Source organism: Secundilactobacillus oryzae JCM 18671, assembly GCF_000740055.1.
Taxonomy (GTDB): Bacteria; Bacillota; Bacilli; order Lactobacillales; family Lactobacillaceae; genus Secundilactobacillus; species Secundilactobacillus oryzae.
In genome coordinates, this window is record NZ_BBJM01000002.1 from 27,076 (window position 1) to 46,902 (window position 19,827).

The 19,827-nt window shown below is 44.9% G+C and carries 17 protein-coding genes; 3 read left to right on the top strand and 14 right to left on the bottom strand.

Features of this window, described 5'->3' with window-relative positions; all coding sequences use genetic code 11:
• Positions 1–3 precede the first annotated feature (3 nt).
• The 4 genes from LOSG293_RS00960 to LOSG293_RS00975 form a co-directional block, all read right to left on the bottom strand.
• The gene (locus LOSG293_RS00960) at positions 4–1,791 is read right to left on the bottom strand and encodes a heavy metal translocating P-type ATPase (protein WP_034525935.1); all 1,788 of its coding nucleotides are present in this window, start codon (positions 1,789–1,791) and stop codon (positions 4–6) included.
• Between the two features lie 121 nt (positions 1,792–1,912).
• Positions 1,913–2,470, bottom strand: a complete 558-nt coding sequence (locus LOSG293_RS00965; protein WP_439950826.1) for a TIGR01440 family protein — start codon at positions 2,468–2,470, stop codon at positions 1,913–1,915.
• A gap of 42 nt (positions 2,471–2,512) precedes the next feature.
• A complete protein-coding gene (locus LOSG293_RS00970; protein ID WP_051907143.1) occupies positions 2,513–3,340 on the bottom strand; it encodes a bifunctional hydroxymethylpyrimidine kinase/phosphomethylpyrimidine kinase in 828 nt (275 codons plus the stop codon).
• A gap of 13 nt (positions 3,341–3,353) precedes the next feature.
• On the bottom strand, positions 3,354–3,857 hold the full coding sequence (locus tag LOSG293_RS00975; protein WP_034525940.1) for an ECF transporter S component: 504 nt from the start codon (positions 3,855–3,857) through the stop codon (positions 3,354–3,356).
• 199 nt (positions 3,858–4,056) lie between these two features.
• Here LOSG293_RS00975 and LOSG293_RS00980 point away from each other — a divergent pair, with 199 nt between their 5' ends.
• The 3 genes from LOSG293_RS00980 to LOSG293_RS00990 all read left to right on the top strand — a co-directional run bounded on the left by LOSG293_RS00980 (position 4,057) and on the right by LOSG293_RS00990 (position 6,793).
• Positions 4,057–5,253: an acetate/propionate family kinase gene (locus LOSG293_RS00980; RefSeq protein WP_034525942.1), complete on the top strand. Its 1,197-nt coding sequence runs from the start codon at positions 4,057–4,059 to the stop codon at positions 5,251–5,253.
• 69 nt (positions 5,254–5,322) lie between these two features.
• Positions 5,323–5,793, top strand: coding sequence for a transcription elongation factor GreA (gene greA, locus LOSG293_RS00985; RefSeq protein WP_034525945.1), 471 nt, complete (start codon positions 5,323–5,325; stop codon positions 5,791–5,793).
• Between the two features lie 46 nt (positions 5,794–5,839).
• Positions 5,840–6,793: an aldo/keto reductase gene (locus LOSG293_RS00990; RefSeq protein WP_034525952.1), complete on the top strand. Its 954-nt coding sequence runs from the start codon at positions 5,840–5,842 to the stop codon at positions 6,791–6,793.
• A gap of 34 nt (positions 6,794–6,827) precedes the next feature.
• Here LOSG293_RS00990 and LOSG293_RS00995 read toward each other — a convergent pair whose 3' ends face one another.
• From LOSG293_RS00995 to LOSG293_RS01040, 10 genes are all read right to left on the bottom strand, one after another.
• Entirely contained in the window at positions 6,828–7,265 is a 438-nt protein-coding gene (locus tag LOSG293_RS00995; protein ID WP_034525953.1) for a hypothetical protein, read from the bottom strand.
• Positions 7,266–7,401: 136 nt separating this feature from the next.
• Positions 7,402–8,823: an arginine-ornithine antiporter gene (gene arcD, locus LOSG293_RS01000; RefSeq protein ID WP_034525955.1), complete on the bottom strand. Its 1,422-nt coding sequence runs from the start codon at positions 8,821–8,823 to the stop codon at positions 7,402–7,404.
• Between the two features lie 307 nt (positions 8,824–9,130).
• Complete coding sequence (locus tag LOSG293_RS01005; protein ID WP_152551061.1) at positions 9,131–10,255, bottom strand: vitamin B12 independent methionine synthase; 1,125 nt, start codon at positions 10,253–10,255, stop codon at positions 9,131–9,133.
• Positions 10,256–10,615: 360 nt separating this feature from the next.
• The gene (gene trpA, locus LOSG293_RS01010) at positions 10,616–11,401 is read right to left on the bottom strand and encodes a tryptophan synthase subunit alpha (protein ID WP_034525960.1); all 786 of its coding nucleotides are present in this window, start codon (positions 11,399–11,401) and stop codon (positions 10,616–10,618) included.
• Positions 11,394–12,602: a tryptophan synthase subunit beta gene (trpB, locus tag LOSG293_RS01015; protein ID WP_034525962.1), complete on the bottom strand. Its 1,209-nt coding sequence runs from the start codon at positions 12,600–12,602 to the stop codon at positions 11,394–11,396. Before trpB ends, trpA begins: the two co-directional genes overlap by 8 nt.
• Before the next feature lie 5 nt (positions 12,603–12,607).
• On the bottom strand, positions 12,608–13,183 hold the full coding sequence (locus LOSG293_RS01020; RefSeq protein ID WP_081919840.1) for a phosphoribosylanthranilate isomerase: 576 nt from the start codon (positions 13,181–13,183) through the stop codon (positions 12,608–12,610).
• Positions 13,170–13,841, bottom strand: a complete 672-nt coding sequence (locus LOSG293_RS01025; protein ID WP_034525965.1) for an indole-3-glycerol phosphate synthase TrpC — start codon at positions 13,839–13,841, stop codon at positions 13,170–13,172. Before LOSG293_RS01025 ends, LOSG293_RS01020 begins: the two co-directional genes overlap by 14 nt.
• Positions 13,838–14,857, bottom strand: coding sequence for an anthranilate phosphoribosyltransferase (gene trpD / locus LOSG293_RS01030; RefSeq protein WP_034525968.1), 1,020 nt, complete (start codon positions 14,855–14,857; stop codon positions 13,838–13,840). The genes LOSG293_RS01025 and trpD overlap by 4 nt, the downstream gene beginning before the upstream one ends.
• Positions 14,858–15,337: 480 nt before the next feature.
• The gene (locus tag LOSG293_RS01035; RefSeq protein WP_051907144.1) at positions 15,338–18,451 is read right to left on the bottom strand and encodes an AAA family ATPase; all 3,114 of its coding nucleotides are present in this window, start codon (positions 18,449–18,451) and stop codon (positions 15,338–15,340) included.
• Entirely contained in the window at positions 18,448–19,569 is a 1,122-nt protein-coding gene (locus LOSG293_RS01040; RefSeq protein WP_034525972.1) for an exonuclease SbcCD subunit D, read from the bottom strand. Before LOSG293_RS01040 ends, LOSG293_RS01035 begins: the two co-directional genes overlap by 4 nt.
• Between the last annotated feature and the right edge of the window lie 258 nt (positions 19,570–19,827).

A 19,827-nucleotide genomic window follows, 5' to 3' on the forward strand; every position in this document is an offset into this window, starting at 1 on the left:
CCATTAATGTTCACTTCTAGCTCTCAACGCCAATAGAATCGTAATCGTATCTACGGCCTCCTGGAAAATTGCCCCCAGTAGCGCTGGAATAATCCCAGTCGACGCAACCAGCATTAAGACAACCAAGATTACAATACCAGTCAAAACATCGTTACGGGCAATTCGCATCGTATCCTGACTAATTTTAACGGCTCGGGCTAATCGATGGAGATCATCCTTGAGAATAACCGCATCCGCCGATTCACTCGCTGCAGTGGCCCCATGTTCTCCCATGGCCACCCCAACATCAGCCGCCGTCAGTGATGGGGCATCGTTGACCCCGTCACCCACCATAATAACTGGACGGCCATCATCCTTAATGCCCTTCAAAATAGCAACTTTATTTTCCGGTAATAGATTGCCATGGACTTCATCCAAACCCAAATCGGTCGAAATCGTCTTTGCAATCATAGACTGGTCACCAGTTAGCATCATCGTTTTCCCAATTCCAAGTTGCTTCAACTCGGAAATAGTTGCTTTTGCTTCAGGACGAACTTGATCCAAGAAAGTAATGACACCGGCGTATTCATCGTCTACCGAAACGTAAATCGCGGTTTGATCCAATTTTTCAATATTTTGATCCGTTACAAAATTGAGTTTCCCGACGCGAACATTCTTGCCATCAATCGTGGCTTCAATCCCTTTACCAGTCACTTCTTTAAGTTGTGTGACTGGACTCAATTGATTACTGGACGTGTAATCAATTAATGAACGGGCCAACACGTGACCTGATTGCTGTTCCGCACTGGCTGCAAAATGGAGTAACGTCTCGGCATCAAAATCATCATCGGGTAAAATACGGTCCACTTCAAGCTTACCCTTGGTTAAGGTTCCTGTTTTATCAAAGGCGATCGTCTTGGCAAGCGCCAATTTTTCAATCGTCGTCCCCGTTTTCACGATAATTCCGTTTTTACTCGCTCGGCTCATCCCCGAAACCAATGCAATTGGGGCCGCCAGAATCAATGGACAAGGCGAAGCCACAACCAGTACTTCGGCAATTCTGACCGGATCGCCAGAAATAATCCAGGCTAAAACGGCAATGACAATCGACACAATTGTGAACGGAACTGCGTAGCGATCCGCCATCCGGACAAATCGAGCCGGCTGTTGTGCCGACTGTTTAACTAATTTAATAATGGCTTGATACTGACTGTTAGCCGCGGTACTCACCGCTTGGAGTGTGATGGCCTGGTCGCCATTAATCGAGCCAGACATCACTTCGCTGCCCACCGTTTTTTCAATCGGACGCGATTCACCAGTCAGGGAAGACTCATCCATCGTCGAGATTCCTTGAATGACTTTAGCATCAACCGGCACTTGTTCACCCGGTTTAACCAAAATGTGATTGCCGACTTTGACTTCACCAGCCAAAATGTCGACGGTCTGACCATCACGCAGCAAGTGTGCCCGCTGTGGTGAGTTATCCAAAAGCGACTTTAATTCCTGACCCGCTTTTTTTGACGCGTAATCTTCTAACGTGTCACCACCCGTTAGCATGACTAGAACCATTAAACTGGCCCAGTATTGACTCACTGCTAATGTTGCCACAATCGCCATGATGGCCAACAAATCGACCCCATACTTTCCAGAACGTAGGGTCTTAATCATTTCAACGAACATTGAAAGTGACATCACGGATCCTGCAATAGTGGCTAATATTTGAGCGTACAGCGCTTGATGAAAACCAAACTCCAATAGGAGCGCAATGGCACCAATCGCAAGCGTAGCACCCAATTTCCATGCATGTTTCATACAAACCCCTCCTATTTACCAATTCTCTCACTAATGACATTATAACAAGTCTCCGGTGCTTGTTAACCTCTTGACCGCTAAATACGAAAAAAAACACCCAATTCGGTGACTTTGCTCATCATTATTTAATTAGCGTTTCATCATACACAGCTCTAGCTCCACCAATTAAACGTGGACGTGACGTGAGCATGGTGGCCCTTGCAAGCCCAATATCTTTTTGCGCCGTTCGAATTGGAATTTGCACAAATTTGACGTGCATCCCAATCTCTGTATCACCAATATCTAGACCACCATCAGCCACGATATGTTCAACTTCCACCGGATCCTGGAAAGCATGATAGGCAGCAATTTGAGCTGCACCACCTGCATGAAGGGAGGGATAGACCGTTACGATTTCGTAACCGCGTTGTTCAGCAACCTCACGTTCCACTAACAGTGCGCGATTGATGTGCTGACAGCCTTGAACCGCAAGCTGAATCCCCTTTTCCCGGAGGATTGGCAAAATGGTGTTAATGATGGCATCCCCAATCGCCTGGTTGGAGTACCCACCAATCTTATAGCCTGCCACTTCGCTAGACGTACATCCCAGCACAAACAGGCCATTTTTTGGAAACGTCACTTGTTCAAAATACTGTGTTAAGACTGCCTTCGTTTCCTCAGCGATTTGGTTTAAATCGATTTCTGCCATCATAAGATCCCCTTTTTAATTTGATTTACTTCATTACAATTGTGCCAATGCTGCAATCAATTGCTTCAATACCATGCCATGATGAAAGCCCCGATTAGTGGAAACCGTCTCTTTAATCGCAATCTGCATCAACTCGACAGTTTTGCGAACGGCGACTTCTGGCTGCCAATCTAGAATCAGTAATCCAGTTAAAATGGCCGCAAAAAGGTCTCCCGTCCCATCAAAATGGTGGGCAACTAGTGGTGACTGCTCCTGTCCCCGCAGATGATGGCCATCCTGCCACCAAACATCCGAACTATTGGCCAAATGAAGCCCCGTAATCACGATCAAGGTGTGTGGTTTTGTCTGTTCAGTTAGGCGATTCAAAACCTCGCTAATGCGCTGTTCGGTTGCCTCACTAGAGGGGTTATCACCAACTAATAGTTGGGCCTCGGTCCAATTTGGCGTCAGTACGTCCGCACGATGGCTGAGTTGCCGAATTTGTTCGACATACGACTGATTAAACCCATCGTAAAGGGTTCCATGGTCCCCCATCACCGGATCAATCACCACAAAGGAAACCGGATTATTTTCCAGATAATGATCTAACTTTGCGACCAAGGCCTCTGACCCCACATAGCCAATCGCCATGCCACTGAACTGAATATCGCTTTGACGCCAATGATTTAGAGCGCCATCAATCCACTGATCTAAATTAAGCGTTTCAGGTTGACCAAATGCCCCCGTTTGGGTCGATAGCAACGTGGTGGGCATTGTCACAACGGGAATGCCTAAACTAGCGTAAACCGGGATTGCCACGTTGAGTGAAATTGAGGTCGCTGCAGATAAATCCTGAGCGACTAGCAGTGGCGTATTTTGCATGCTTAAGTGCCTCCTAGCTGAGATAACTCAGTCGATTTTTTAGGGTGAGACTCATCAGGTAACCAACTACAGCGCCCACTAAGCCTTGCACCAAATTCATGGGTACACCCAAGATGCCTACTGGTATTTGATATAAAATTGAGTCACTCACAAAATAGCCTAATACCATCACAATGACCGCCACGATGACTGCCACGATTTGCCATCTCGGCTTCGCACGGTAGCCAATCGCACCGGCGACGAAGCCTTCTAGTCCGTGAACCACTAGCGAAAAGAGCATGTATTGGGAATAACCAGAGATTAAATCCAATAAAAATCCAGCTAAGCCACCAACAATTGCGCCATCACGCTGTCCGAGCAATAATGCTGCAATGAAAATACCAGCATCGCAGAGGTTAACGTTGCCATGAGTCATCGGGACCGGAATGATGAAGATTCTCGCAATCACCACCGTAGCCGCCGTAATCATTGCAACCAAGACAACTTCCCGTGTCGACATCTTCTCTGCAGTTTTCATAATTTTCTCACCCACTTGCCATGATTTTAATAACAGAGTAACCCTTTAGACGAGGCGTGGCAACAGAATTAGACAATAATCTCAAACTGTCCAAAAGCCAATTTTCATTGGAAAAATTAAAAAAACGAGTTGTTGTTGAAAACGGTTTCATTATCCATTAGAATGAGGATTGAATGATTAAACTTTGGAGGCCTTGCTCATGTCAAAAGTATTAGCAATTAACGCTGGTAGTTCCACACTAAAATGGAAACTCTTCAATTTGCCTGAAGAATCCGTCATTGCGGAAGGTATGGTTGACCGGTTAAATCTGCCTGCTTCAGTTTTTAAATTGAAACTTGCAAATGGCGAGAAACATAATGAAACTCGCGATAACATCACCAACAGAGAAGCCGCGGCCATGGTACTGACACGGCTAAAATCACTACATATTTTGGAGCATCTACATGAAATTGTCGGGGTCGGCCACCGTGTTGTTGCCGGTGGTGAAGAATTCAAAGATTCCACAGTGGTGACACCTGAAGTTCTGGATAAAATTAAGGCTCTATCTGCCTATGCCCCTCTTCATAATCCAGTTCAAGCCTACTACATTCAAACTTTCCAAACGCTTTTACCTGATGCAACTCAAGTAGCCGTTTTTGACACGTCGCTATTCACGGAAATGCCACCAGTTAACTATATGTACAGCATTCCATACGAATACTACGAAAAATTTGGCGCCCGCAAGTATGGTGCTCATGGGACAAGCCACCGTTACGTTGCCCATCGTGCAGCCGAAATTTTAGGTAAGCCATTTGATTCGCTTAAGATTGTCACGTTACACTTGGGTTCTGGATCCTCAATCACCGCGTTTGATCACGGCAAGGCCATCGATACCTCGATGGGCTTCACTCCATTGGCTGGTGTCACCATGGGCACGCGTTCCGGCGATATCGATGCCTCGCTAGTCGCCTACCTGATGCAAAAACTGAACCTAACGAACGTTGAGGATATGATTGATATCCTCAACCAAAAATCTGGACTCTTAGGAATTTCCGAGCTCTCCCCTGATCAACGTGATCTGGAGGAGGTGCAAGATTCGAATCCAAAAGCTAAACTCGCTCTCGATATCTTCGTCAACCGAGTCATCAGCTACGTTGGAAGCTATATCGGTAAACTAAACGGGATTGATGCCCTCGTCTTCACAGCTGGTTCTGGTGAAAACGGCATTGAACTCCGTCAGAACATTGCGGATCAATTGAGCTATTTCGGCATAACGGTTGATCCTGACAAGAATAACGTTCGCGGTAAGGAAACGATTTTAAATAAAGAAAATGCACCCGTTGATGTTTTAATCGTCCCAACCAACGAAGAGCTCATGATTGTCCGAGATGTCGAACGTTTGGGTCACATCAGTTAATGACTTTAGGTGGCAGGTCTGCCACCTATTTTTGTTATAATGAAACTATTATGATTAAAGGAGTCCGACATGGAACCAGAAACAACGCCAATTACCGCAAACGGCTATCATCAAATTGAACAGGAAATCGAGCGACTAAAAGCCACTAAGCCGGCTGCCATCAAACGATTAGCGGAGGCGGCGGCATTGGGCGATCGCTCCGAAAACGCCGAGTACAGTGAATCTAAGCGGGCCTTGGGGCAACTCAAGGGCCGAATTCATTTTCTGACCAAACAACTGCAATATTCCGAAATCGTGACGCCAGCTGACGACGAAACAATTGAAATTGGCAAAACGGTCACCATCCAATTTCTAGATGATGGTGAAGAAGAAACATTTGAAATTGTTGGCAAGCCAGAAGCTGATGTGAACCTCAACAAAATCTCGCTAGTCTCACCAATTGGAGCTGCATTGCTTGGATCAGCAGTCGGTGAAACCGTGACGGTCACCGCACCCGAGTTCAGCTACAAGGTAAAAATTTTAAAAGTCACGTTGAGTTAAGGTAAAACGGGTATAATTAAAAGTAAGTACTGGAGATTGTTTATTTATGAAATCTATCAAACTTGGCAACTCTCAATTTAAAGCATCAACTGTTGCATTAGGTATCATGCGCATGAACGTGCTCTCTGACGCAGACGCCGTTAAAGTCATCGAAACTGCTCATGACGCCGGCATCAATTTCATCGATTCAGCTGATATTTACGGTCAAGGTGAATCAGAAAACGTCTTTGGACGCGCATTAAAGCAGTCATCATTAAACCGTGAAGACTTCTATATTCAGTCTAAGGGTGGCATCGTTGTTGACCCAGAAAAAAGCCACGGTAGCGTTGTTTTAGGTAGTCGTTACGACTTCTCTAAGCAACACCTATTGGACGCCGTTGATGGCGAATTACAACGAATGGGCGTTGACTACCTTGATTCATTTTTACTTCACCGTCCAGACGCTTTAATGGAGCCTGAAGAAATCGTAGAAGCATTTGACGAATTACAAATGAGCGGTAAAGTTCGGCACTTCGGTGTTTCTAACTTCAACCCTGGTCAAGTTGACTTCTTACAAGCCAACCTTAACCAACGCTTGATGATTAACCAACTTCAATTTGGGATTATGCACACTGGCGCCATTGATTTTGGCATCCACACCAACATGCATGATGATGACAGTATTGACCACGATGGTGGTATGATTGAATACTCACGTTTACACAACATGACGATTCAAGCCTGGTCACCATACCAATACGGTGCTTTCGAAGGCCCATTCATCGATAATCCTAAATTCCCAGAATTAAACGACTATCTCCAAGAATTGGCCGACAAGTACGGCGTTACTAAGAACGCCATTGCCACTGCATGGATTGTTCGTCACCCTGCTCATATCCAAGTTATCTTGGGCAGTATGAACCCACAACACATTCAAGAAAGTGCTGCCGGTGCCGACGTTGAATTGACCAAGCAAGAATGGTACAACGTCTACTTCAAGGCGGGACATGATTTACCATAAATAAAACAAAAAGTGATTCGGTTTTCTAACCGAATCACTTTTTTAGTAGTTGTTTAATCACGTAATACCCAATAAAAAGCGGGCTAAACAAAATCATAATGAGCCGAATCGTAAAATCCGCACAGAATAAATTGTACCATTTATCACGGTAAAACGTGACAGACGGATCACGAGGCTGCATCCCTAATTCCTTATTGTTAATCGTTGGTGACGGAATCGAGTTTGTCGAGCTAACTATAGTTGTGCCACCAATGCTTCCAAGGTCAATATCAGCCATTTCCGTTTGATCTGGCCGAACAATCCGAATTTCCACATAAGGAAAAATGAAAAGGTAACTAATTATTAAGTAAATGACTACCCAGTTAAAATGCCACGAAAGATCGCCATGTGCTGATTTAGCACCGGCGAGCAGGATAGCTGGTACAAACGGAATGAGACCGAGAAAGTACGTTTTAAGAATCTTTTTCCCCATGTTAATCCCCCCAAAGAATGTAACATTTATGTAATATTGTCCTAAGATTAATCCACGTATAAGGCATAGTCAAGGAACTTAATTCAGTACTACACAAAAAAGCCGACCTACCAAAATTCAGTAGGTCGGTTTCACTTTAAATATGAATAATCCCGTTCGAAAGTAGGAAAATGGTTGCCACTGCAGCGGCACAAATCACTGCTGTAGCCGACCATTCTCGCTTCGTTAAGAATCGGTTCACCGCGTTCTTTCGAGCGAACATATAAAACACAATTCCCGGAATGTAGATAATGAGGCAGATCAGCAAGTATTGAATTCCTGCCAAGATGATCGCACCAATTTGGAAAACGAGTGCAAAGAGCCCAATCACCAATTGCCACTTATTCCCCTTAACAGCTAAGTTCTGCCAAGAATACTTCACTTGGTAGGCAGCCACGAAAATGTAGCAAATAACGATAGAAGCCGTACACAAGCTGTAGGCAAAAATATAGGCCTGGTTGGTAAATAGCAGTGAAATCAGGAACAATTGAACGATAACACCGGTAAGAACCAAGGCAGTTGTTGGGGCGCCAAACCGGTTCTTTTTACCAAAGAACTTAGGAAGAAGGTTTTGTTCAGACATGGATTGTAATGTTTCGGCTGGTAGCATGGTCCATGATAACCAAGCACCTAAAATTGAAATCAACAAACCAATACTAATGAATGTACCGCCCCATGAGCCAACCATGTTTTCAAAAATGTAGACCATAGCGGGTTCCTTCATCGTTGCTAGAGCTTCACGACTCAAGTAACCGTATGGCAGGATTGAAGCTAAAATGTAGATGACCAGTAAGCCAATCACACCCACAATCGTTGCCCGACCGGCAATGCTTCGGCTCTTAGCTCGAGCGGACATAATTGTCGCTCCTTCGATACCGACGAAGACCCACATCATGACCATCAAACAGTTTTTAATTTGGTTCAACAAGTTACCCGTGCTCATCTGGCCTTGCATATTGGTCCAGAACTGACTCGTAAACGTGTTCCCTTTAAAAAGGATTAACGCCACAATAATGAAGATAAAAATTGGAATCAATTTGCAGACCGTAATCACGGTATTCATCAGTGCGGCACTTTCAATCCCACGGTTAACCAGGAAGGTCAGCGCCCACACAACAAGACTCGCCACGATAATTGACGGTATATTATTACCACTCTTAAATGTTGGAAAGAAATAGCCTAACGTGCTCATAAACACCGTTGCAAAGGCAACGTTACCGAGCCACGCCGACATCCAGTAACCCCAGCCGCTGATAAAGCCGACAAAGGTTCCAAACCCTTCCTTACCATATGAAAAGATACCATCTAAATCGGGTCGTTTATTTAATAAGTTATTCAAGCAAAGGGCTAACATCAAAATTCCGAAGCCGACGACTAGCCATGCAATCATTGCTGGTCCAGGCGAAGCGGCGTTCGCTAAGTCACTGCTTAACGCAAAGATCCCTGATCCAATTGATGAGGTGATGACCAGTGCGATAAGCGTTATTCCGTTTATCGGATGAGCTGATTGTTTGTCCATTCTTTTCCCCGCTATCTTTCCTTCGCCAGTTCAGTTGCCTGACTGGCAAAATTCAATGTTTCTAACTATAGCATAGAATACATTAAAAACGTTATGAAAAATTGAAAAAGGTGTGAATTTTTATGTAGATTATTCACATTCACGGAAATCCGTAGTGAAATTTAGGCTTATCAAGGGTTATATGCATACTAACTTGTATAAATGTATAGACATATTTACAAACGTAACCGGTTTCATTGACTTTTTATACAAGCCCAGCAAAAAAGGCCAGCTGATTAGCTGGCCTTTCTTTCAGTGCAAGATTAGTTTATCCCCACACCTTTGTTGCGATATCCTTAACCAAAGTAAGTTTATCCCATTGTTGTTGCTCAGTTAACTTATTTCCTTCTTCAGTGGATGCAAAGCCACACTGTGTCGAAAGCGCTAAGTTATCCAATGGCACATACTTTGCAGCTTCGTTGATTCGTTCAATCACAGTTGGTTGATCTTCTAATTCTGGGAATTTTGATGTAATCAAGCCCAATACAATTCGCTTGTCCTTGTCACCATTCCAAATTTTAGCCAATGGCGCGAAACCGCCGGCACGTTCGTTATCGTATTCCAAGAAAAGCCCATCGTAATGTAATTGGCCCAAATACTCAGCAACCACATCGTAACCGCCTGAAAAGAGGAAGGTTGACTTGAAGTTTCCGCGACAAATGTGCGTGGTGACCGTTAAATCTTCTGGTAATTGTTCCAGTGAGGCGTTGATGACGCGAACCGCATCGTTTGCTAATTGAACATATTTTGCGTGTTCCTCAGCTTGGTCAGCCGTTTCGTTCAATTTGCTGATTAAGAATGCCCAAGTCGTGTCATCAAGTTGGATATAACGACAACCCAATTCGTAGAAATGTAGAATCGTGTCGCGATAAGCGTCAGCTAGTCCATCAAGATAAGCCTCCCATGAATCATAGAATTCAGACCAATTATCACTTCGGTTGTCCCGGAAAAGCATTGTTGGGGAAGGAATTGTTTGCTTAGCAAGAACCCCTTCAGGTACAACACTATTAAGCTTCTTGAAGCTTTCAAAAAATGGATGTTCTGGATTAAAGCGAACTTGATCAACTAAGTGAGCATTATCTGTCCGCGTCTTATCACCCTTAAATTTATAACTTTGGTGATAGTCGTAACGACCAACGCCATTCAAGCCCCAAAGGAAGTCTAAATGCCACCAACTACGATTAAACTCACCATCAGTTACTGCGTGAAGCCCGATTTCTGCTTGCTTTTCCACAATGCGTTTCGTTTCATCAAATTGAATTTGGTTTTTAACGATCTCATCAATTTTTCCGGCCACAAAGTCTTCACGTGCCTGCTTTAATTTATCCGAACGCAAAAGGCTTCCCACCACGTCATAGTTAAATGGTGCCTTAGTTAATGTTTGTTCACTCATCATCAATTCCTCCATATCTATCCAATAAACCATACAAAAAAGCACTCGTCCTCATCGTCTAATGACGATTCAGGGACGAATGCTCGCGTTACCACCCATATTCGCATCACCTTCACAAGTAATGCCTCACTGATACCTAACAGTATCTGGCAAGCTATCGGTTGCAACCAGCCGATCTGCGTGAACACATCGGCAACTATTCAGAGCTCATCTTCAAAAAATCATTGCGTGCCCTTTTCCACCAACCGGACTCTCTTACTCGCGTTGATTCTTCTACTCTTCTCCTCAAAGTCTGTTTGTACGTTCATTAAAATTTGATTATAAATATAGGCTATTTCAACCCGTTTGTCAAATCATTTTCTAAACTTCTACTGGCTGATCAATCGCCGTTAGCAGCGCTTTAGTGTACAACAAGAGTTCTTTTGGCGCATTTTGACCATCTTTACCCACAATATCAACCATTGCACTCCCGACAATAACACCATCCGAAATCTGTGATAGCTCGTGTGCTTGTTCTGGTGTATGAATACCAAAGCCAATCGCAATCGGCACATCCGTATAACGACGAATTTCTGTCACCGTTTCACCAAGCGCCTTAGTAAATGAATCTCGAGTCCCTGTAACGCCCATTGAGGACACCATGTAAATGAAGCCCGTCGCTGCTTTCGCAATCATCGGAATTCGTGCTCCCGAAGTTAGTGTAATCAACGGCACTAGCGCAATTCCATGCTTTTCGGCGATTGGCGCCAATTCATCACGTGACTCATATGGCAAATCCGGAATCACCAATCCACTAATATTTAACTGTTCGAAACGCTCACAAAAAGCTTCGTAACCATACTTGAACGGAATATTGATATAAGTCAGAAATACCAGTGGCACCTGCGTTTGTTCACGAATCGCCGTTACCATTTGAAAAATACGCTCGACCGTAACGCCTTGATCAAATGCTCGTAAATAGCCGGCTTGAATAACCGGACCATCCGCTACTGGATCTGAAAATGGGATTCCCAATTCAACCACGTCTGCACCGGCCTCAGCTAGTGCGATCACGTTGGAGACCGTCCCTTCAAAATCAGGATCTCCCGCAACGACAAACGGAATAAGTGCTTTATGATTTTTGAATGCCTCATTTAATTTAGTCATCAATTTCAACCCCTCGGTATTTAGCAATCGCAGCAACATCCTTGTCACCACGTCCTGATACAGTGCAAACAATAATTTTATCTTTCGCCATGGTTGGCGCAATTTTACGGACATAGGCTAAGGCGTGACAACTTTCAATCGCCGCAACGATGCCCTCCTGTTGTGCAATGTATTCAAATGCAGAAACAGCTTCATCATCAGTAATGCCAACATATTGGGCGCGACCGCGATCCTGTAAATCAGCGTGTTCCGGTCCGATGCCTGGATAATCTAGCCCGGCAGAAATCGAATAAACTTGGTCGATTTGGCCGTCATGATTTTGTAGGAACATCGATTTCATCCCATGAAAAATGCCAGTACTACCCTTTTCCAAGGTTGCCGCATGCTGATCTGTATTCACGCCTTTTCCGGCAGCTTCCACACCCACTAATTTAACGGATTCATCATCAATAAAGTTAGCAAAACTCCCGATGGCATTACTACCACCACCGACGCAGGCAACTACCATATCAGGTAATTGATGGGCTTGTTCGGCCAATTGTCGCTTTGTTTCTTGGCTAATCACACTCTGAAAATCGTGCACTAATTTAGGAAATGGGTAAGGACCAACCGTAGAACCAAGAATATAAAAAGTATCGTCAACCCGACTCACCCATTCCTGCATTGTTGCGTTGACCGCATCCTTCAACACCATGGAGCCACTTGTGACGGCATGCACCTTAGCACCCAATAGTTCCATTCTATAAACGTTGAGTTTTTGTCGTTCTGTGTCTTCCTTGCCCATAAATATTTCACATTCCATCCCCATTAAGGCTGCCACAGTTGCCGTTGCCACACCATGTTGACCTGCACCGGTCTCGGCGATAAACCGCGTCTTTCCCATGTGCTTGGCTAATAGTGCCTGACCCAGAACGTTATTAATCTTGTGAGCACCGGTATGATTCAGGTCCTCCCGTTTTAAATAAATTTGAGCACCGCCAAGATCCTCAGTCATGTTCTTGGCAAAATACAGTAGTGAAGGGCGGTTAGCGTAATCGCGAAGTAGCGTGTGGAGTTCTTCCTGGAATTCAGGGTCATCCTTCAATTCATTGTAAGTTGCTTCAATATGATTTAACTCATTCATTAGGGTTTCAGGAATGTAGCGACCACCAAATTGGCCGTAATACCCCTTTTTTTCAGTTGCCTCTTTTAATTGTTCCATTATCATTAGCTCCTTTTGTGGGCGAGGGTGACAACTTCACGCAACTTCACCATGTCTTTTTCACCATCCGTCTCGACGCCACTTGAAAGGTCGATCATGTCTGGATGGACCGTTTGAATTGCTTGCTCTAGGTTCGTCGGGTTAAGTCCACCCGCTAACACCAGTGATTGATTCGTTGGTCTGATTGCTGACCAATTTAATTGCTGTCCACTGCCTTTGCCGGCATCAACCATGACGTATTCCGCGATGGTTGGCCGTACCTGCTTGCCAACCATGTTGATAACTGGAATGCGATGGTCTTGTAATTGCTTAACCAGTCCCTCACTTTCATGCCCATGAAGTTGCACGAAGTTGATAGCACCTGAGTCGACCGCCATCACCATTTCAGCTAACTGCGCATCTACGAAAACCCCAACGGTAGGAATCTGAGCATCGATTTCAGCTCGTAACCGTTTGGCTTGAGCTAACTCAATTTGGTGTTTACCGGCCGCAAATACAAAGCCAGCAAAATCCGGTTGGGTCTGATTGACCACGTCAGCATCGTGACTCGTTCGAATGCCACAGATTTTAATTTGAGTCATTGGCTACCCCCGCCAATTCACGAGCGAGTTGGCGCTTGTTACTAGCACGCATGAGTGTTTCACCAATCAGGACGCCATTGATGCCAGCTCGTTCTAATTTAATGATGTCGTCACGCGTTTTAATGCCACTCTCCGCAATCATCGCTACGGTTCCCGGTACAGCTGCTCGCAGTTCGAGGCTGTTATCCAAGTTCATCGAAAAATCGGCTAAATTCCGATTATTCACGCCAATAATTTGTGCACCAGCAGCGACTGCTCGTTCAACTTCCGATTGATTATGTGCCTCCACAATTGCTGACAAGCCTAACGACGTGGCTAAAGCTAAATAATCTTCCAATTGTTGCTGCGTCAAAATGCTGAGTTGCCCTTGAAAGTACGTTTGTTCCGTCAAAACCGAAATTGCCGTGACGCCGGCTGCTTCGTAATCAGCCGCAATTTGTTGATAGGGAAAATCTGTGGCAATTAACCCCTTCGAGGGAGACGCTTTTTTAACTTCACCAATAATGTGAATGCCAGGTTGCTTCAGAATTTCACTAAACCGCAAGCCCTTTCCTATTGGTAATGCCTCAGCTTGTGTCCGCATCGTGACCAAACTAGTGTGGGCCTTTTCACCCGCCACACGTTGCTGGGTTGCGGCGACTAAGTCATCTAAAATCATGCGACCACCGCCCGTTGACTACGTTCGATAAATTGCTCTAGTTTAGCCGTTGCTTGGCCAGAGTCAATTGTTTGGGCCGCCAGTTGAATGGCTGCCGCCAAACTAAGTTCAGGTCGAGCCACGTGAATGGCCCCCCCCGCATTCATCAGGACAATGTCACGAGTTGCACCAGAATTGCCGCTGAGAACCTCGCGGGTAATAGTCGCATTATCTGTTGGTGTGCCACCCACGATGTCAGCGTGAGGCGCACGTTTAAAGCCAAATTGTTCTGGCGTAATGTCGTAAGTTGTAAGCTCGCCGCTGCGTAGTTCAGCAACCGCGGTACTATCCGTTATGGAAACTTCGTCCAATCCATCTCGACCGTAAACAACCATCGCATTTTTCACGCCTAGCTTGGTAAGAACTTGCGCCATTGGCAACAGTAAGGATTCTGAGTAAACACCCAACAATTGATTTTCAGCATGTGCGGGGGTTGCTAATGGTCCCAAGATGTTGAACAAGGTGCGAATACCAAGTTCTTTTCTGACGGGTGCCACGTACCTCATGGCTTGGTGATATTCTTGAGCACATAAGAAACAAATATCAATCGTGTTAAGCATTGATGCACTGGTTTCTGGTGCACCGTCAATCTTAATTCCTAAAGCTTCTAAGACATCTGCAGCACCACTTTTTGAGGAAGCGGCGCGATTACCATGCTTTGCTACCGGAATTCCAGCCGCTGCAACCACTAATGCTGCGGTCGTCGAGATATTAAACGAGTTGGAATGGTCACCCCCGGTTCCGACGATTTCCAGCACCGGTTTTTCAATTGCAACTGGGAGTGCGTGTTGACGCATTGCACTCGCTGCTCCAGCGATCTCTTCAACAGTTTCTTTTTTGATTGCAAGTCCCGTCAACAAGCTGGCAATTGGGACGTTGGTGGCTTGACCACCCATTATTTCATCAACTACGGTTTGGGCTTCGTTAAAGGTTAAATCCTGTTTTTCTGCAACTTTCTTGATGGCTTGTTCGATCATAAGTATCACTCCTAAATTTTGTTGGTTTTGCGAATTCATTCAGTGAGTGTCGCCATCGTTTACCGGGGTTAATTGTCATTTTAAGGACCTCCTTGGAATACAAAAAATCCGCCCACAACAAGTCAACAACTTGTTAAGGACGGATTATTCCGCGGTGCCACCTTAATTCGACAAAGAGCTAATCCTGTAAGTAAAACGGATTAGTCTTTTCGCGCTTAGCAGAGGACTAACATCCTCCCGGCAACTGACGTATGCCTGACGTTTCTCCGTACTCGACTTGCTTTCGGAAGAACCCTCAGTGGTCCATTTAATCGTCTGCGTTCGGCTACCATTCTCAGCACCGGCAACTCTCTTTACGTGCACAACGATCTTGATCTCCACCTCATTGGTTTTGTGAGCGAATATTTATGTTGGAGCCAATATTAGTACTTGGTGATAAATTCGTCAATACCCTAATTTAATTTTAATCTCATTAGTCAACTAAACTTCAACCTCAGTCTTATAACTGACCGTACTTTCACCGTTACCATTAGGGCTCACAATTAACTGTCCGGGAATTTGGGCGCGCAGCTCGCGGACATGACTAATAATACCGATCATGCGCGAGCCACTTTCCATTGACTGTAACGTGTCCATCGCCCGATCCAGTGCGTCCTCATCTAGAGAACCGAAGCCTTCGTCGATAAATAGTGCTTCAATTTTAATCCCACCGGCTTGGTTTTGAATCACCTCTGCGAGTCCCAAAGCTAGTGCCAACGCTGCAATGAAACTTTCTCCCCCGGAGAGCGTGTTCACACTACGATCCTTCCCCACGTTATCATCGTAAATATTGATGTCGAGTCCTGATTTACCCCGGCCGGAACCCGGTTTATCTGCTAAGACGAAGCGGTAACGGTCGTTGGTCAAATGCTGTAATCGATTATTCGCGGTATTCAAGACCCGCTCTAAATAAGTTCGTAATACATAACGCTCCAAACTGAGGCGTTGACTACCGTTACCATTGACTACTTCGCTAAGTGCGGCAAGTTCATTCAACTGCTTAATCTGATCCGTTTGTTGATCAACCAACTTCGCCATTTGATGAACCAACTCTTCATTGGCTTTAATGACTTGTTGGGCGTCATAATGAGCTTGACTAGCCTCATGGTAGGCTTGCTCAGCCTCAGCAACCGCCTCGTCCAAAACCGTTAAATCGGGTTGACTTTGATCACCAATGGTCGCTTTAGCTTGTTTTAGTTCACCCTCAATTTCACTCTGACGCTGTCTAAACTGATCCGATTGCTGCTGGATTGTTGCAACTTGATCTAATTGCTGAATCAGGTGCACAAGTTCAGCTAAATCAGTGGTTTGAAGTTCCTGTTCCGTAGCAGTCGTGAGTTGTTGTGTCACTGTTTTAATCTCGGCCTGCCGGTTTTCAATGGCGGTCTGCGTATGTCCTAAATTGACGGTATCCTGCGTCACGCTCGTTCGTAACTCATCAACTGCCTCTTTAGCTGCCTTGAGCTCTGCTTCATAAGTATTATTCTGACCCTGCAAGGCGGTCAGTCGTGCCTGATAAGCCTCAACAGTTGGCAAATCAGCCGGCAACTGTTGGAGCAACTCGCGCTGTTGTGTCTCGAGCGCCGTCTGTTGGAGTTGTTCCGTACTTTGATGAGCTCTAAGTTCTTCAACTTGCTGTTGCTTTGCTTCAACTTTGGCGGTCAGAGACCTTAAATCTTGTTTGGCTTGCCCAATTTCTTCAAGGTCACGCTCCGTGGTGCTGAGTTTCTGTTGAGCATCTGAAAGTGCTACTTCGACCGACTGTCCTTCAGGCAATTCAGCGAGCTGATTCAGCTTATCCGTAGCGTTTTTCGCCTGCTGTTGGCGCTCGGTTAAAGTCGTCTCGACTGCGCGCAAATCCTGTTGGGCTTGCGATAACGCTGTAGTCGCTTGATTTAACTGCTCTTCAGCCGTTTTAACCTCGGCTTCACTCACATCAATTGTGGTGGTGAGTGCCGGAGCAGGATGCTCAGTCGCACCACAAACCGGACAAGGTGTCCCTGGCTCTAATTGCGCACTTAACCGTGCAATTTCCTGAGTTAGCCACTTTTGGTTCACCGCCTCATAAGCAGCTTGATAATCATCGTGAGTCTGTTGGGCTGACTGCACAATTTGCGTAGCCTGCGTAACCTGCACCTGACTTTCAGTCACTTGAGCCTGTAGATTGTTCACCACCCGTGTCTGCTCAGCCACCCCATTCAACTGGTTCAGCTGTAACTTCAACTCAGTTTGTTGCTTCAGCAAAGCTGACTCCTTGGCAATCGTTTCCTGCAGTTGTGTTACTGCTTGCTGATTAGCGGTTAAACTCTCCGAAACCGTTAGTTGTTCCTGCTTTAAGCTCGCTAACTTTTCGTTTTGCGTTTTTAAGCCAGCTTCTACACTGGTTAATTTTTCATAGTTGCCACGTACGGCCTCTAGTTTTCCTAACTGCTTAGTGAGCGTTGCCATTGCGTCCTGTTGATTGGTCAATTCCGCTTGACGTAGCTGGGCACTGGCTAAGTCCGTATTTTTACGTTTTAGCCGTTCGTCAATCGTGGCCAAATCAGTGGTTAACTTGGCTAAATCGTTGGTTGCGGTTTGCCAGTTTTCTACTTTCCCCTGCAAAGTTTGCGCCCATTTCAAGTGTCCTAAATGCGTTTTAAGTGCAGCCATATGATCAGCTTCTTCGGTTAGTGACTGCTGATTTAGCTGTAATTCGGCTAACTTTTGAAGCTGTTCGGTTAGCTTTTGACCGTTTGTCAGTTTCAATCGTGCTTCATTTAGCTTGGTTTCCGCCCGTTTGCTTTCCTGAGCCTTCTCTGTCAATGCTATTTGCGCCTGAGTTTGCTGCTCTTTCATGAGTGCGATTTGCTCAGTTGCTAACCCTAACGCCGTGGCAGCCACTTGATTATCATCGGACCACTTGAGTTGTTGTTGTAAGAAACCTAGATTCTGCTCCAGCGATGCATTCGTTTTTTTCTTTTCTGCCAACATGGTCTTTAAAGCTTCCGCCCAATTTTCAAACAAACTAGTCCCAAATAAGTCTCGTAAAATAACTTCTTTATCCCCACTTGAAGCCGTTAAAAATTCCCGAAATTTACCCTGAGGAATTAAAATAATTTGTTTGAATTGGCTAGCCGTCAGTTGTAACAGATTTTTCACGTAGTCATTGACTGGATTAATTTTAGTCAATTGGTCTACTTCCTGGCCCGTCGCATCATAAACAGTTAACGTTACCTTTGCTGGTCGATCGGTTCGACCACCGCCATTCTTTTTTTGGACGGTTTGCTCCGGCTTCCGCTCGATTTCATACGTTTGTCCTTCGTGCGCAAACGTGAATCGTACGCTCGTTTCATCCTCGGCAGTCGCAAAATCGGCGCGCATTTGTTTGCCATCTCGCTCTTTTCCAGATGTTTCACCAAACAATGCAAAGACCATCGCGTCAAAAATGGTGGTTTTACCAGCACCGGTTTTTCCACTGATTAAAAAGACGGGAAAATCCGAAAACGTTGTAAAATCAATCATTTCATCACGGTAAGGACCGAAATAATGAAGTTCTAATTTTTGTGGTTTCATACAGTCTCTTCCCCCATTGCATCAGTGAGTGTTAACGCCGCCCACTTATGTTGTTCATTCGTCAGCGATCCGCCGGTTGCTTCTTCATAAAAATGATCAAGCAAAACTAGCGGGTCCAAATTGGGATCCACTCGCGATTGCTGTTCGGCAATTTCAATACCATTTTGGCGATCGATGCTGATAATGGACGGGTAAATTTTTCGTAACCGCGCCATAACATCAGTGATTTGCTGAGTATCCGCCAAACTAATGGCGATAAAATTATCCCGATTGACAGTTTCGTAATACTTCGGATCTATCAACGTTTCGAAGGATTCCGTCAGGACCTGAATGTCCTTCACTGGGGTAATCGTTTTAAACGCTGTACTCATTTCCGCTGTATCAACAATCCAAACGCCCTTTTGCTGATTAGCCTCTGATAACGAAAACTTAACCGGTGAACCACTGTATTTCACCTTTTCAGCATGCAAGGCGTCCTTACCATGCAAATGACCAAGCGCCACATAGTCAAAAGCCGACAAGCTATCGACTGCAATGGCGTCTAAGCCGCCGACTTCGACACTCGTTTCCGAATCCACGTGTTCACTTCCAGCAGCAAAGAAATGTGCCACTAAAACGTGCTTTTTGCTTGGATCAAATTGCTGCTGCATTTCAGTCACTAAACGGTTCATGGCTTGCTGAACATTTTGAATGGCGTCGTCTTCAAAGAAATGACGCACCTGGAAAGGTTCGAAATAAGGTAGTAAGAAGAACTGTGTGTCATCTAATTCTACGGGTTTCATGGCTTGTGCTACTGTCGTGTGCAAATAAAATTGGGTCGCTTCGTACCAGTGACTACCACTTCCCAACCGAGTAGCGCTATCGTGGTTCCCGCTAATGGCTAAAATTGGATAGTGATGGGTCAAATTTAAGTCACGAATCATGTCATCTAGCTCGTTAACGGACAGTTCACTGGCAACTTTACGATCGTATAAATCACCGGCAATCACGACGGCATCGACGTGTTCCTCATCTGCAATGGCTAAAATTTGTTGATAAGCATCCCGTTGCTCCTCAACCAAATCAAATCCGTGTAATTTTTTGCCAATGTGCCAATCAGCTGTGTGTAGAAAACGCATGGTGATCCTCCTTTTTGTCTCGTTCAATTTTATTGATATCAATTGTAACTTTAATTACGGTTTCTGGAAAACTTTTCTGGGCATCACGCCACTATTAAAGGAAAAAATTTGCTCATTAATAGTGTTTCATGTATCATGTTCTCATATTGTTTTAAACTTTTTTAACTTTTTAATGCTAGATATATCAACGGATTCATCAGATAAAGTTAGAAAATGCTTCATATTGAATAATAAAATTAGTACGAAAGGGACTTTAGG

Excerpts from the sequence above, each read along its gene's own strand:
- LOSG293_RS00960 (WP_034525935.1), bottom strand. The coding sequence starts at position 1,791 with ATGAAACATGCATGGAAATTGGGTGCTACGCTTGCGATTGGTGCCATT.
- LOSG293_RS00970 (WP_051907143.1), bottom strand. The coding sequence starts at position 3,340 with ATGCAAAATACGCCACTGCTAGTCGCTCAGGATTTATCTGCAGCGACC.
- LOSG293_RS00975 (WP_034525940.1), bottom strand. The coding sequence starts at position 3,857 with ATGAAAACTGCAGAGAAGATGTCGACACGGGAAGTTGTCTTGGTTGCA.
- LOSG293_RS00980 (WP_034525942.1), top strand. The coding sequence starts at position 4,057 with ATGTCAAAAGTATTAGCAATTAACGCTGGTAGTTCCACACTAAAATGG.
- greA (WP_034525945.1), top strand. The coding sequence starts at position 5,323 with ATGGAACCAGAAACAACGCCAATTACCGCAAACGGCTATCATCAAATT.
- LOSG293_RS00990 (WP_034525952.1), top strand. The coding sequence starts at position 5,840 with ATGAAATCTATCAAACTTGGCAACTCTCAATTTAAAGCATCAACTGTT.
- LOSG293_RS00995 (WP_034525953.1), bottom strand. The coding sequence starts at position 7,265 with ATGGGGAAAAAGATTCTTAAAACGTACTTTCTCGGTCTCATTCCGTTT.
- arcD (WP_034525955.1), bottom strand. The coding sequence starts at position 8,823 with ATGGACAAACAATCAGCTCATCCGATAAACGGAATAACGCTTATCGCA.
- LOSG293_RS01005 (WP_152551061.1), bottom strand. The coding sequence starts at position 10,255 with ATGAGTGAACAAACATTAACTAAGGCACCATTTAACTATGACGTGGTG.
- trpA (WP_034525960.1), bottom strand. The coding sequence starts at position 11,401 with ATGACTAAATTAAATGAGGCATTCAAAAATCATAAAGCACTTATTCCG.
- trpB (WP_034525962.1), bottom strand. The coding sequence starts at position 12,602 with ATGGAACAATTAAAAGAGGCAACTGAAAAAAAGGGGTATTACGGCCAA.
- LOSG293_RS01020 (WP_081919840.1), bottom strand. The coding sequence starts at position 13,183 with ATGACTCAAATTAAAATCTGTGGCATTCGAACGAGTCACGATGCTGAC.
- LOSG293_RS01025 (WP_034525965.1), bottom strand. The coding sequence starts at position 13,841 with ATGATTTTAGATGACTTAGTCGCCGCAACCCAGCAACGTGTGGCGGGT.
- trpD (WP_034525968.1), bottom strand. The coding sequence starts at position 14,857 with ATGATCGAACAAGCCATCAAGAAAGTTGCAGAAAAACAGGATTTAACC.
- LOSG293_RS01035 (WP_051907144.1), bottom strand. The coding sequence starts at position 18,451 with ATGAAACCACAAAAATTAGAACTTCATTATTTCGGTCCTTACCGTGAT.
- LOSG293_RS01040 (WP_034525972.1), bottom strand. The coding sequence starts at position 19,569 with ATGCGTTTTCTACACACAGCTGATTGGCACATTGGCAAAAAATTACAC.